13 protein-coding genes are annotated in these 12835 nt (G+C 55.9%); 5 read left to right on the plus strand and 8 right to left on the minus strand.

What is annotated here, in order from left to right:
• Positions 1 to 22: 22 nt before the first annotated feature.
• From ABDX87_RS02870 to ABDX87_RS02885, 4 genes are all read right to left on the minus strand, one after another.
• A complete protein-coding gene (locus ABDX87_RS02870) occupies positions 23 to 448 on the minus strand; it encodes a DUF305 domain-containing protein (protein WP_346831497.1) in 426 nt (141 codons plus the stop codon).
• Positions 449 to 575: 127 nt separating this feature from the next.
• Positions 576 to 1292: a helix-turn-helix domain-containing protein gene (locus ABDX87_RS02875; RefSeq protein WP_346831498.1), complete on the minus strand. Its 717-nt coding sequence runs from the start codon at positions 1290 to 1292 to the stop codon at positions 576 to 578.
• 30 nt (positions 1293 to 1322) lie between these two features.
• Positions 1323 to 1829 (minus strand): DJ-1/PfpI family protein, encoded by a 507-nt coding sequence (locus ABDX87_RS02880; RefSeq protein WP_346831499.1) that lies wholly within the window; start codon positions 1827 to 1829, stop codon positions 1323 to 1325.
• 275 nt (positions 1830 to 2104) lie between these two features.
• Positions 2105 to 3142: a LysR family transcriptional regulator gene (locus ABDX87_RS02885; protein ID WP_346831500.1), complete on the minus strand. Its 1038-nt coding sequence runs from the start codon at positions 3140 to 3142 to the stop codon at positions 2105 to 2107.
• Between the two features lie 686 nt (positions 3143 to 3828).
• On the opposite strand from ABDX87_RS02885, the gene ABDX87_RS02890 reads away from it, so the two are divergent.
• Positions 3829 to 4758, plus strand: a complete 930-nt coding sequence (locus ABDX87_RS02890) for a LysR family transcriptional regulator (protein WP_346831501.1) — start codon at positions 3829 to 3831, stop codon at positions 4756 to 4758.
• A gap of 51 nt (positions 4759 to 4809) precedes the next feature.
• On the opposite strand, the gene ABDX87_RS02895 is transcribed toward ABDX87_RS02890, so the two are convergent.
• Positions 4810 to 5829 (minus strand): alpha/beta hydrolase, encoded by a 1020-nt coding sequence (locus ABDX87_RS02895; protein WP_346831502.1) that lies wholly within the window; start codon positions 5827 to 5829, stop codon positions 4810 to 4812.
• 121 nt (positions 5830 to 5950) lie between these two features.
• Positions 5951 to 7597 (minus strand): Na+/H+ antiporter, encoded by a 1647-nt coding sequence (locus ABDX87_RS02900; RefSeq protein WP_346833688.1) that lies wholly within the window; start codon positions 7595 to 7597, stop codon positions 5951 to 5953.
• Positions 7598 to 7802: 205 nt separating this feature from the next.
• Here ABDX87_RS02900 and ABDX87_RS02905 point away from each other — a divergent pair, with 205 nt between their 5' ends.
• Positions 7803 to 8141, plus strand: a complete 339-nt coding sequence (locus ABDX87_RS02905) for a hypothetical protein (RefSeq protein ID WP_346831503.1) — start codon at positions 7803 to 7805, stop codon at positions 8139 to 8141.
• A 56-nt stretch (positions 8142 to 8197) separates the two neighbouring features.
• Positions 8198 to 8512, plus strand: a complete 315-nt coding sequence (locus ABDX87_RS02910) for a hypothetical protein (RefSeq protein ID WP_346831504.1) — start codon at positions 8198 to 8200, stop codon at positions 8510 to 8512.
• A gap of 8 nt (positions 8513 to 8520) precedes the next feature.
• On the opposite strand, the gene ABDX87_RS02915 is transcribed toward ABDX87_RS02910, so the two are convergent.
• Positions 8521 to 9546: a LysR family transcriptional regulator gene (locus ABDX87_RS02915; RefSeq protein ID WP_346831505.1), complete on the minus strand. Its 1026-nt coding sequence runs from the start codon at positions 9544 to 9546 to the stop codon at positions 8521 to 8523.
• Positions 9547 to 9569: 23 nt separating this feature from the next.
• Between ABDX87_RS02915 and ABDX87_RS02920 the strand changes: the two genes are divergently transcribed.
• Complete coding sequence (locus ABDX87_RS02920) at positions 9570 to 10319, plus strand: SDR family oxidoreductase (protein WP_346831506.1); 750 nt, start codon at positions 9570 to 9572, stop codon at positions 10317 to 10319.
• Between the two features lie 32 nt (positions 10320 to 10351).
• Positions 10352 to 11440 carry an alkene reductase gene (locus tag ABDX87_RS02925; protein WP_346831507.1) on the plus strand — a complete coding sequence of 363 codons (1089 nt, stop codon included), beginning with the start codon at positions 10352 to 10354 and terminating at the stop codon, positions 11438 to 11440.
• Between the two features lie 202 nt (positions 11441 to 11642).
• Here ABDX87_RS02925 and ABDX87_RS02930 read toward each other — a convergent pair whose 3' ends face one another.
• Positions 11643 to 12488 (minus strand): alpha/beta fold hydrolase, encoded by an 846-nt coding sequence (locus tag ABDX87_RS02930; protein WP_346831508.1) that lies wholly within the window; start codon positions 12486 to 12488, stop codon positions 11643 to 11645.
• Between the last annotated feature and the right edge of the window lie 347 nt (positions 12489 to 12835).

The raw sequence follows: 12835 nt of genomic DNA on the forward strand, positions 1-12835 counted from the left end.
TTGTGAAGTCAGGGAGTGACGATCAGGGTTGTGCCGTGACCGGTGTCTGGGTCGGCGAGGCAACAGAGGGCGGCAATGGATCGCCGATGGCCAGGCGCATCGCGGCGATTTCCTGCTGTTGCTCGACGATGATTTCCTGGGCCATGCGCTTGAGCTGTTCGTTGTGGCCGTACTTGAGCAGGGTCACGGCCATATCGATGGCGCCCTGATGATGCGCGCTCATCATCGCCACGAAATCGCGGTCGATGTCGCCGGTGGGTTTGCTGTCCATGCCGGCCATCATCGTTTCCATGGCGGCAGCGTTTTCGCTGAGGAAGGGAGCCTCGGCGCTCACGGGGTCGGGTGTGTTCCCGTGCTCGTGGCCTTCGTGACCCATGGCAACGGACACCGCGCTCACCAGAAGCAGTGCGACGCCGTAGCGCAGGGAATGGCGGGTGAGTCGTGACATGTGCGTTTCCTCCTGTCTGAATGCGTTCACAAGCAGGACGTATGGCGATGACTTTTATTCCCAGATATGCGTCCAGTTGCCTATAGCAGGCAGCATCAGCACTGAATCGCTGAAGCACGGCGTCAATTCAGGCAGGACCAGCCTCTTCCCGATCACTTACTGCTGATATCACGGAGAGCCCTGCGCCCAACTTAATGCCGAGCATTAAAGATGCCGAACAGCTTGTTAATGCTGGCTTTTCCATAAGAAGACGGAATGTGTCGGTTTTGTCAGGATTAGACTGAAGAGAGCGCCCAATACCAGAACGCCACGCACGCGGGCTAATGCCAGCCTCTCGCTTGAACCAACGGCAGAAATGAGACTGATCACAAAATCCGAACTGGAATGCGATGTCTGTCAACTTTAAATGGCTGTGAAGCATCACCCAACGGACTTGCTCCAAACGCCGATACATCAAGAAGGTGGCGGGTGGCACACCAAATGAACTTCTGAACGCTCGTGTAAAATGGCTACGGCTATACCCCAACACACTCGCAAGTTGTTCAACCGTCAACACTGGATAAACTGACGCGTTCAGAAACTTGATAAGTTTCTTGACCTGCCACACGACGAGATAGTTGTCAGACGTCGAGCGGAAGTGGTTCAGCGGATATTTGCCTAACCAAACACGGGGGTAGCTGCCACCCTCTCGCGTCGCACGGCAATATTTTTGCGAAAGTTTCAGCCCCAAATCCAGAACCTCTTGAGAGGTGACGATGGTCGGCTTGCGGGAGGTGACTGCAGCACAAGCCCCACCGGCATCGTAGCGAACAACCATCCCTTCGCCTTGATCGACTTCACTCATTAACTTTCTCACACACCTCAAGATTTTTATTCATACGTGTAGCGACTCCGCGATCGCATTCGCGAACGCTTTCATGTTTGTCCCATCTGCAGTGATCAGCCAACCTGAACGAACAACGGGAGACGCTTTATAAATGCCGCCATATCGGCGCAATGCTTCGATGGCAGCAGGAACAGACGACGTGGTGGCTTGCTTGCCCAACAACAACCCGGCCCGGGCGAGAACCAGACAACTGTTTCCCGCCGCAGCTATCAGCATCCTGTGTTTGTCGTAGGCCTGAAGTTGGTCAGTCCACGCATGATAATTGAGCGGATAACCCTGCCCTTCGAGCCCGTCCATCAACACGATCCCATCAAATCTAAATGTCGCAAAACTGCCCGGTTTACGGTTCCTTGCAGGCACTTGCATCGCTTCCCCACGATGCGGAATGGCCTCGGAAGTCGCGACCGAGGCTTTTAACCGCCCCTCCCATGCCGCTAGACAGACGCTGAGTCCTGACACCGGTTTAGGCGGAATCACAACGATGATTGTTTTCATGGCCGTATCCTTTCGACTGTCCGAGTAAATGAGAAACCGGATGCGAGACGAATTGCACTTCCCTGTTGAGCGCACCACTTTTATTGAACAACCTGAAGTTTTAGCACTCACTTCAGCGGGTAGACGGTCGACTGTTAGGGAAAGAACAGCGTCTACCACCGATACGCCATGAGCAGATGGTGTCCGATACACTCCCGCAACGCCACGCAACGAACTGCGCAGGACTTGCTCTTCAACAGCGCAGGTATCGACTGTGAGGGTTGGTTAAGAAGCGACTACTGCTGTTGACTGAGTGATGCGGACGCCACAATTGCGTCCCATGATGTAGGCGCTGGAAACAGCGCCGAGAGAAACTCCAGGAACACCTTCACGTTGGGACTTCCCCGCCGACTGACCGGCCAGAGGGCGGTAATTGCGAACTTGTCGACTTGGTACTGCGCAAAAACCGGAATCATCTCGCCACGTTTGACGAACGGAGCTGCGACATAAGTCGGCGATATGCCGATCCCGCCGCCCGCCGCCACGACCGCCGCCACTGCATCGCTGGCATCAATGACAATCCGGGATTCTGGAGAAACTTCGACCAAGCGCTCGTTCAGCATAAAAGGCCAGCGTAGCGCCTGTCCTGAGCTTTGATAGCGAAAATTGATGCAGTTGTGATGAATCAGGTCGTCCAGATGCTTCGGCATTCCCTTCCGCTCAATGTAAGCGGGAGACGCGAAAGCACCGATCCTGTGAGGGCCTAATGAGCGTGAGATCAGACGAGAATCTGAAAGATTACCGACGCGGACGGCGACGTCGATCCCCTGCTCGATGATGTCCGAAAACTGACCTCCCAATCGTAAATCGATGACCAGTTTTGGGTATCGTTCGCTGAACTCAGGCAGCGCCGGAGCGATGATGTTGATACCGATCGGCAAGGGCGCGGTGACCTTCAGAACACCCGACGGCTCCGCCCTGGATGCCATTGCCGCCTGCTCAATATCATCGACTTCCCGAATGATACGCAACGCCCTTTCATAGAGCTCGCGCCCCTCCGGCGTTAACGTTAATGAGCGCGTGGTGCGGGCGAAGAGCTTGAGCCCGAAATGTTCCTCCAAACGCTGGACGCTTTTGCTGACAGCCGAAGGAGACACTGAAAGCTCACGAGCCGCCGCTGTATAGCTACCTAAAGACGCAGTCCGCGCAAAGGCGACCAAGCCTGTCAAACGATCCAATCCGATTTGTTCTTTCATCGCCGGATTGAAGCCAATCTGATTACGATTATCAACCCCCAAGCGCAAGTAGGATCGCTGCCGCTGCACGCGCTGCACTGGTTCTCGTGATAATCGGGTTAAATTGGCCAGAATTGCTCAAGTAATCGGAAGCTTGCCAACGGAATCAAATATTCACAACCTCCAATTTCCCCAAGAAAATCATAAAGATAGATTTGTATAAGGTCTGATTACAACCTTCGTATTTACCAAGCTGATGAAATGAAGATTTGTGCCATCCAGGAAAAACTGAAACGACACGGCACCTTATTACCATTCCCTCTACAACCCACTATCGTCCACCTACAAAGAACGCCCCATTCTGTCGGAGGATCAAAAGCCGAGACCGGTTGTCGCTGAACTTCAACCACCGGCATAACCCTCGCTCGATCCAGCCGCTATTTCGACACGAAGCGCTTTGGGAGAGCTTTTGTAGTGCATCCCTGCTTAAAGACGAAGAGACGCACGTATATGTCAGCATCCTTTACCCCGCTCTATCGGCCCCTGATGAGACCCGCAAGATTAATTGTCAGTTGTTCGATTACGCCGATACAGATCAGGCGACCCATCCGCCCGCCTCTCCTCCCGCCTGGTCGACCAAAGCTCACAGCGAACGTGCTTCGGCACTAAGACCGCTATTGATGTGCAGTCATGTGCAGCAACCGAACCTGGTGACGCCACTGTGATGCGCAAGGCAACTGTGCCGTTTCTTCCGGGCCGGAAACTAATAGAAGCGAGCGACCCCAATGATCCGGATAGACGATCTCGTCATATTCATACGCGTTACTTCTTTGGACAGTTTTTCAGCTGTTGGCAGAGAGATGGACCTTCTGCCTTCGCAGATCAGCGCCTCGATCAAGAGACTTGAGCGTGAGCTCGATATCAGGTTATTTGCCCGCTCGACCCGAAGCCTTCGATTGACTGCCGAAGGCGAGCAATATCTGCCGTACGCCCGAGCAGTGGTCGACTCCTTGAACGAGGGCAAGGCGTGCTTTCAGCAAACCGACAAGAACCTCAAAGGTATGCTTCAAATCGCCTGTTCGTCTGACTTTGGTCGGAATGTCCTATTGCCTTGGCTGATAGAGTTTCGGCAGAAGCATCCTTCTCTCGCATTGAGGTTGTCGCTGTCCGACCAAGTCGCTGACATCTACCGTGATCCCGTCGATGTCGCCGTTCGCTACGGGATGATTCCCGAAGCTGACTTTGTTTCATTACCCTTGCTGCCGATGAATCGCAGAACCCTTGCTGCCGCCCCCTCCTACCTGGAAAAGTATGGTCGCCCCACGTCAATCGAAGAGCTGAACGCTCACCCTTGCTTGAGATTTCAGCTGAACGGAAAACTCTATGATCGATGGACTTTCCCCAAAGACGGCGATCATCAGTCGGTCTGCGTGACAGGGCCGGTCATCAGTGACGATGCCGACGTCATTCGTCGATGCGCGATCGCCGGTGAAGGTATTCTGTACAAATCCTGGCTGGACATTTGCCAGGACGTGCGTGCAGGTCATCTCGAAGTGCTGCTCCCTGAGCAACCCGGTGAGCTATTTCCCCTGCACTTTATCTGTCCCCACCGCAAACAGTTCTCCCCTTCGGTCAGGTCGCTTTACACCTATCTGAGGAGCCGCTGCGAATCGCTAACCGGCACTCAAACTAAAAGTTCAAGAAGCATCATGTGAGTGCGCACTGCCCGTAGCGAAGGTTTTTCGACACGGGCAATGGCTATCGGCTTACTTCAAGTGCGCCCTGAGTTCGATAGCAGCCTGACGCATCGCCGCCTTAACCTCGGCAATTCCGCTCAACGGATTCAGCAAACCGTAATCGTGCACCATGCCGTTGTAACGCACCGCCGTCACATCGACCCCGGCAGCATCGAGCTTACGCGCATAGGCCTCGCCTTCATCACGCAAGACATCCAGTTGAGCGGTCTGCACCAATGCAGGCGGTAAACCTTTGAGCTGCTCAGTGGTGGCACGTAGCGGCGAAGCATGAATCTCGGCCCGCTGCTTCGGATCGGTGGTGTAGCTGTCCCAGAACCAGGTCATCATGTTCTTGGTCAGGAAATGCCCCTCGGCATAAGTCTTGTAGGACTCTGTGTCGAAGTTGGCATCGGTGACCGGCCACAACAGCACTTGGTAACGCAGCTTCGGTGTGTTCTGCTCCTTGGCCATCAAAGCCACTACCGCAGCCATATTGCCGCCCACGCTATTACCCGCGACGGCCAGACGCGAGCCGTCGACATTGATTTCCTTGCCATGTTCGGCGACCCATTTGGTCGCAGCGTAGGCCTGATTGATGGCAGTGGGGTAGTGGGCTTCAGGGGACGGTGAGTAATCCACATAGACCGCTACCGCTTCCGAATCCACCACCAGATCACGAATCATTCGGGCATGAGTCGGATAATCGCCCAGAACCCAACCGCCGCCATGGAAGAACATGAACGCAGGCAACGCGCCCTTGAGGTTCGCCGGGCGTACGATGGTGATCTTGATATTCTGATTATCGGCCTTGATGGTCTTCTCGCTGACTTGAACGCCAGACATATCGACCTTCACCGAGTTCTGCGCCCCGGTCAGTACGGCACGCGCGTCTTTGGGGCTCAACTGCTCGATCGGCTTACCCCCGCCTGCGGCCAAGGCTTTCAGAAAAGCCTGAGTCTGATGCTCCGGAACGTCGATCTCGCCAGCAAGGGCCGTTCCGATGGACAGGGCAAGAACGGTAGCAGTCAGCGGTGCACATATCGTTTTCATATTGATCACTCTGTGGATTGAGTCGTTTTTACTTTTCACTTGCCAACGACGTGCGCAACAGCGTGCGCACGACTTCAACCTCGAATCAGGCATGCTCGTGAGAGCAGCCCGAGAACGTTTTTTACGGACGGCCCAGGTTGGCCTCATTCAGATCAAGCTCAGCGAGTACCTGATTAAGTACGTCATCTGCGATCTCGTGGTCCTTGTGCAGCCGATACAACTCAAGGCGCTGTGCCTTGAGTGCGTTGATACGCATGCGGCGCTCTACCACTTCCACGTGGAACGCCAATGCCTGGGCCTCTGCCGAGCCGTTGTAAATTTCAAGTCGATGTCTGTACTCGGACATCACTCTGGACTTTGCCTGGACGATCAGTACGAGCTCTGCAGCATCAGAGGGGTTTTGCACAGTAGGGTCATCGACGCGTTCCATTGACCGGATAGCGGCCAATGCGGTTCGCCGCCAGGCATCGTCGATCTCACGCCGAATCTGCTGATCAGGCACGGTGTTGATGCCCCTGAGCAACAGCGGCAATACAACGGTGGCGCTCACCAAAGACAGCAAGATGACGCCTGCCGAGATGAAGATCAGAAGGTTGCGCTGCGGAAAGTCAACGCCCTGCGCGATGTACAGCGGTACTGAAAGAACGCCCGCGAGGGTGACCGACCCACGCACGCCGCCGAAGGTCAGAAGAAGGGACGACCTGTGCCTGGAGATCAGCCCCGAATAATCCCCGCTCGTGCGCCACGCATGAATGCCGGAGAGCAACAGACACGTGCCCTGGGTCCACACATAACGCAGCAATAACAGCACTGCGAAGATCCACAGCACGTCCAGGCAGCGAAGTGGCAGCGCTGACCACTGAGCCTGATCGTCGTGGGCAAGTGCGATCACAATGTCGGGAAGCTGTAACCCCATCAGCAGGAAGATCAGTCCGTTGAAAGCGAACTCAAGCAAAGTCCAAACGCTGCGATTGAGTAACCGCGTGCTGGTTTGTCGCGGCAGCAGGTCGACCCAACTTTGCATCATTCCAGCCGCAACTGCTGACAGAATGCCTGAGACCCCCAGCCTTTCCGCCACCACGTAAGCTGCGAAAGGCAGTAGCAACATGAAGACCACGTGAGTCGCGGGATCGTCCCACCCTCGCTCAACCATCCAGCCGCGAAACCGCCCCATCAGCCAGCTGAACGCGATGCCAACACACAGACCGCCACACGCCACGAACACGAAAGTCGCGGCGGCGGTCGGCAACGAAAAAACACCCGTGATCGAGGCGGTTATCGCGAAGTTGAACGTCACCAGCCCTGAGGCGTCGTTCGTCAACGCCTCACCCTGAAGCACCCGCATGACAGGAGCCGGCAAGCGATCCTGCGCGATTGCGATGACGGCCACCGCGTCCGTGGGTGAGATGACGGCTGCGAGTGCAAATGCCACCGGCAACGCAATAGCGGGGAGTATCCAATGAATGAAGAAACCGGCAATGACCACGGTGAACAGCACCAGGCCCACGGCGAGTAAGAAGATAGGGGCTCTGTAACGCCATAAGTCACGCTTAGGCACTCGCCAGCCGTCCGAAAACAACAGAGGCGGTAAGAACATGAACAAAAACAGCTGTGGGTCTAGCGCCACATGCAATCCCAGTGTTGGCCAGGCGAGCATGGCGCCCATGCCTATTTGAACCAATGGCAGCGGCAGCGGCAGCACCCTTGCGACCAAGCGGGAAACGCCAACCAGGGCAAGCAAAATAAGTATCGTGTAGGCCGTCTGCATACTGACGTCTCTGCTTATCGAAGCATTGCGCAGGATGCTCATGCGACCAGGCATTCAAGCCCTTGAATCACACCCATACTGCTCGGGGTTCCGCTGTCATCAACGCGAGATCTCCCTGAAGGAATGGATCATCTCTGTCTCTCAAGTGAGCAGGCGAACGAAGTAATCAACTGCTCGAAATCCTCGCCGCTCGCCAGCTGACGTCGTGACCTGCGTCAACGATGCAGCCCTGCAGGGTTTGCCCGACCTGCTTAAACGGGCCAATCGTTGGGTTGATCATCAGTCAAATGCTGCGCTCTGGAAACACATGCGCATGCGCAGCACTTGCGCTGCAGAAGGGAAAATCGCCAGCGTTCTCGTCGTTCGAAACATCCGATCTTGGATCGGTTTCGGCCGCCACGTAATGACCGCATTCATCTGCGCCTGCAAAGCGCAAGTGTTTACGCACGCAAAGGTCTTATCTTCCACCGGGAATTGGGATCTGATAGGGGCGTTCATTTTCTTCGGCGCAGTATTGCGATACGCGCGCAGCGATCAAGCTTGACCGTCGCCGCAATCGATCAGGCAGTCCAGACAAGACTTCATGAGGAGTTACACGCGATGGCTCAACTCTACAATCGCTTCACCGCCTACGAGAGCTACAGCAAACTGAAAGTGCTGTTTCATAAGCCTCTTGAACAAATGCCGGAGCTGTTCATTACCCACGTTGAAGCAGTCCAGATGATCCCGGGGTGCCAGAAATACACGATCAGACACAGCGAGAATCCACAGTTCCACATCATCTTTGTTGGCGTCTGGGACTGCCCGAAATCAACACTGGGCTACTACCAGGGAAATGAGTTGCAGGTCCTCATCAACGCGTTGATGAGGACAGGCGCACGCGTCATTGAATTTGAGGAAGTCGCTGTGCTGTAGGCCTGACTTCAAACCGGCATGCAATCAGCGATAGCCTGGTCCCAAGGCGCTGGAGAAGGGAAAACCTCGGCGAGGAATTCGAGGAAGGCTTTGACGTTGGGGCTGCCCCGTCGGCTCTCTGGCCACAGCGCAGTAATCGGGAATCGCTCCATGACAAATTGCGGCAAGACCGGCACCAGCTCTCCACGCAGCACATAAGGCGCGGCGACATAGTTAGGCGATATGCCGATGCCTCCGCCGGCTGCTAGAGTCGCGGCGACTGCGTCGCTAAGATCGATCGTGATCGTCGGCTCCGGTATTAACTCAATCGAACGCTCGCCCTCCATGTAAGCCCACCTCAGCGCCTGACCTGAACTCTGATAGCGAAAGTTCACGCACTCATGATCGCTGAGTTCATGAGGATGTTGGGGGGTGCCCTTGCGCGACAGGTAATGCGGCGAGGCGAACGCGCCGGTCCGGTTTGGCCCCAAATGGCGACTGATCAATCTTGAGTCCACCAGGTCTCCAACTCGGATGACCACATCGATGCCCTGATCAATGATGTCCGAGTACTGATCTCCCAAGCGCAGATCCACATTCACCTTGGGATAACGCTCGCGAAACCGGGGAAGCGCTGGCGCCAGAATGTTCAAACCTATCGGAAGCGGAGCCGTGACCCTGAGGGTCCCCGAGGGTTCGGCACGAGAAGCGACCGCAGCCTGATCTATACCTTCGACTTCATGCAGGATGCGCATGGCTCGCTCGAAGAGATCACGCCCTTCTGGAGTCAGTGTCAGTGAGCGGGTAGTACGTGTAAACAGCGTGAGCCCGAAATGTTCCTCAAGGCGTTGAACACTTTTGCTGATCGCCGAGGGCGAAACAGACAAGGCACGAGCGGCCGCCGTGTAGCTGCCCAAGGAGGCGGCACGGGCAAAGGCAATGAGCCCCGTCAAACGATCCAGACCTATTTGTTCCTTCATGGCACTAGTAAAGCGACTTTCAGCCTGATTATCAATCAACCTGCAAGCATTTAGTCTTTCTCCATCGAACGCCACGTCGGCATTCCAAGGAGATGACCATGACCCAGACTTCGTTCACCCAAGCCCTTGCTTCGAACCTCAAAGACCAACGTGTCGTCATTTTTGGCGGCACCTCAGGCATAGGCCTTGCCGCCGCCATTCAGGCAACGGCAGCAGGCGCTTCAGTCATCGTGATCGGCTCCAACGCCGAGCGCGCACGGCAGGCCGCTGAGGCACACGGTCTGGCAGGCTGGCGAGCTGCTGACGTCACTCGCAGTGAAACCATCTACGCGGCGCTTGCAGACATCGAACACGTCGACCATCTGGTTATGCTCGCCGGCACATTCGTTGCTGGCGAAGTGATGAATGCTGACATTGAATACTTGCGCCGAGCTTTCGAAGAGCGCATCTGGGCGTCCGTTCATGCCATTCGCGCATTGGGCGACAAACTGTCGAAAAGCGGCTCGATCACCTTCATCTCCGGGAATCTTGCCGATCGCCCGAATGCCTACGGGACTGCAGTACTCGCCGCCGCCTCTGCCGCAATGGAAGCCATGGCCAGAGGTATGGCGCTGGAGCTGGCGCCCGTGCGCGTCAACACCTTGTCTCCAGGTCCGATCAACACCCCGATTCTAAGCAAGGCGTTGGGCGACAGGCGCGACGCTTTCGTCGCGTCACTGGAACAGTCCCTGCCCCTGCATCGCCTGGGTTCTGCCGAAGAAGCTGGCAACGCTGTCGTCTTTCTGATGGCCAACACCTTCATGAACGGTGCGGTGCTCAATATTGATGGCGGCGCCCGCCTGGTTTAACGCCCCTTCAGCAAAATTCAGGAGACGCTGCAATGACATCACTTTTTCAACCGTTGCGTATGGGGGCAATCGAGCTGCCACATCGTATTCTCATGGCGCCGATGACACGCGGTCGCGGCACGCGAGATCACGTTCCCACTGCGATCATGGTGGACTATTACGCCCAACGCGCGAGCGCCGGTCTGATCATCTCGGAAGCCATCGGCATCAGCCAACAAGGCCTGGGCTGGGCCTACGCGACAGGCCTCTGGTCGAAAGAACAGGTGGCGGGCTGGAAGCTGATTACCGATGCCGTGCACGCCCAAGGTGGACGCATCATCGCGCAACTCTGGCATATGGGGCGAGTCGTCCATCCGAGCTTCCTGCGGGGTGGGCAACCTGTTTCAGCGTCGGTGACTACCGCCCCGGGTCTGGCGCACACCTATGCTGGCAAGCAACCCTACACCGCGGCGAGGGCATTGGGTGCGCAAGAAATACCCGAGTTGCTGGAACAGTTCCAACAAGCGACTCGCAATGCAATCGAAGCCGGGTTCGATGGGGTTCAGATTCACGCCGCCAACGGTTATTTGATCGACCAGTTCCTGCGCGACAGCGGGAATTTCCGCACTGACGCCTATGGCGGGTCGATAGAGAATCGCATCCGCTTGCTCAAGGAAGTCACGCAAGCTGTCGCAGACGTAATTGGCGCCGATCGAACATCGGTACGGCTGTCGCCGAGCAGCTACGATCAGGGCGTGCGAGACAGTGACCCTGAACCGCTTTTCGTGCAGGCGGCGAAGATGCTCTCAGGTATCGGTATCGCTCACCTCGAGCTGCGCGAGCCGCCGCTGGACGGTACCTTCGGAGCATCGGAGCGACCACCTATGGCGGCGACGATTCGTCGAGCATTCAAGGGCGTGCTGATCCTCAATTCCGATTACGACGTTGACCGGGCGCAGGCCGCCGTTGAAGCAGGTCTGGCGGACGCCATCGCATTCGGCCGCCCCTTCATTGCCAACCCTGATCTGCCGAAGCGCTTGCGCGATCAGCTGCCGTTGTCACAGGACGACGCCGGCACCTGGTTCACGCAAGGCGTCGAAGGCTATACCACCTACCCGCCTTTCGAATCCGCCTTTGCCTGACCACAACAGACATGGCCGCCATCCGTGACGGCCTTTTTCGCGCGGATGACGACCGGATTCTACCTATAGGTCCCATGCTTGCGTGTACAGAGCAGCCCGACAGCGCAGGCAACTGCCTGTCGTTGTCGCAAAAAGTTTTCTGACACTCAGGCTTCAAAAATCTCCCGGCACCATGTCCAAACCCCAGATCTCATGGGTGATTCTAATCGTACTTTCTCCAGAACTCGCTCAACGCTTCGCAGATGAAATCCGTTTTCTCTTCAAACACCCAATGCCCGCAATCCTCAATAACCCCTCCGACCACTGACTCCGCTATAGCATCGGCGCTCCGATAGCAGTGGTCCCCGAAAGACACACTGCCTCCCCATGCCAACACCGGGACCTTGAGCTTATTTTTGGTCAGTTCGGCCGTTTGTTCAGCCATCTGAGGGATATAACCGTAATGATTCAAGCTGGCGCGCAAGTTGCCAGGCTGCTTCATCTGCATGACGTAATATTGAACCTGCTCCTCGGAAATGGCCGATGGGTTGTAGGCAAAGTCCCTGAAAAAATGCCGCAGGTATTGCTCCTCACGACCCTCGATCAACATCCGCGTGATGTCCATGTTCATGTGCATGCTCAGGTGCCAGTAAGGTACGCGGGGGTCAACGTAGCCCGGAAAGTCCAAACCGAAATAGGGAGTCTCGATGGTCGAGAGTGACAGTACGTTGTCCGGGAACATGTACGCCAGAGCGACGGAGGGCGGACCTCCCAGGTCATGACTGAGCACATGGAACTGCTCAATGCCTTCGATCCTGACCAGTTCGATCATGTCCTGAGCGATAGTCTTGGGTTCATACCCGGTGTATGGCTTGTCACTGTCGGCAAACCCTCTCAGGTCCGGTGCGATGAACGTGAAGTGCTCAGCCAGCTTCTCAATGACAGGGAAAAACTCTCGGTGGTTCTGTGGCCAACCGTGCATACACAAAACCGCTGGTCCGTGGCCTACGACCACGTAGTGCAAGTTGACACCATTAACGCTGGCACGTTTTTCGACAAGACCTTGCATGTTGAGACTCCTGGGCTATGGCATGAAATTCAGGGAGGAAGTTACGCGGGGTCATTCCTTGATTTGCAAAACATTTGCGGCCTCGTTCGCTCCCCCATCAACGGTGCAAATCGATTCAGACAGCTGCCTTTTCAGAGAGAGGGCTTTTTTGCAAAAACATCGAACAGGCAGGCTGCTGCCGAACACGTTGCAAGGAAGAGGGATGCTCGCAAACAGAAATCAAGGCCATTAAGGCCGCCGCATGGAAGTTGAACCCAGCGGCCTGTACCTGATATTTACAAGCGCCGGACGCGTTTGATAAAGACCCACCTGAAGTAAGGACCTGCACTTCCAAAGTGCAGATAACT

Origin of the sequence: Pseudomonas abietaniphila (genome assembly GCF_039697315.1) — a bacterium.
In the GTDB taxonomy this organism is placed as follows: domain Bacteria; phylum Pseudomonadota; class Gammaproteobacteria; order Pseudomonadales; family Pseudomonadaceae; genus Aquipseudomonas; species Aquipseudomonas abietaniphila_B.

Excerpts from the sequence above, each read along its gene's own strand:
- ABDX87_RS02895 (WP_346831502.1), bottom strand. The coding sequence starts at position 5,829 with ATGAAAACGATATGTGCACCGCTGACTGCTACCGTTCTTGCCCTGTCC.
- ABDX87_RS02920 (WP_346831506.1), top strand. The coding sequence starts at position 9,570 with ATGACCCAGACTTCGTTCACCCAAGCCCTTGCTTCGAACCTCAAAGAC.
- ABDX87_RS02870 (WP_346831497.1), bottom strand. The coding sequence starts at position 448 with ATGTCACGACTCACCCGCCATTCCCTGCGCTACGGCGTCGCACTGCTT.
- ABDX87_RS02925 (WP_346831507.1), top strand. The coding sequence starts at position 10,352 with ATGACATCACTTTTTCAACCGTTGCGTATGGGGGCAATCGAGCTGCCA.
- ABDX87_RS02875 (WP_346831498.1), bottom strand. The coding sequence starts at position 1,292 with ATGAGTGAAGTCGATCAAGGCGAAGGGATGGTTGTTCGCTACGATGCC.
- ABDX87_RS02910 (WP_346831504.1), top strand. The coding sequence starts at position 8,198 with ATGGCTCAACTCTACAATCGCTTCACCGCCTACGAGAGCTACAGCAAA.
- ABDX87_RS02900 (WP_346833688.1), bottom strand. The coding sequence starts at position 7,597 with ATGCAGACGGCCTACACGATACTTATTTTGCTTGCCCTGGTTGGCGTT.
- ABDX87_RS02890 (WP_346831501.1), top strand. The coding sequence starts at position 3,829 with ATGATCCGGATAGACGATCTCGTCATATTCATACGCGTTACTTCTTTG.
- ABDX87_RS02930 (WP_346831508.1), bottom strand. The coding sequence starts at position 12,488 with ATGCAAGGTCTTGTCGAAAAACGTGCCAGCGTTAATGGTGTCAACTTG.
- ABDX87_RS02880 (WP_346831499.1), bottom strand. The coding sequence starts at position 1,829 with ATGAAAACAATCATCGTTGTGATTCCGCCTAAACCGGTGTCAGGACTC.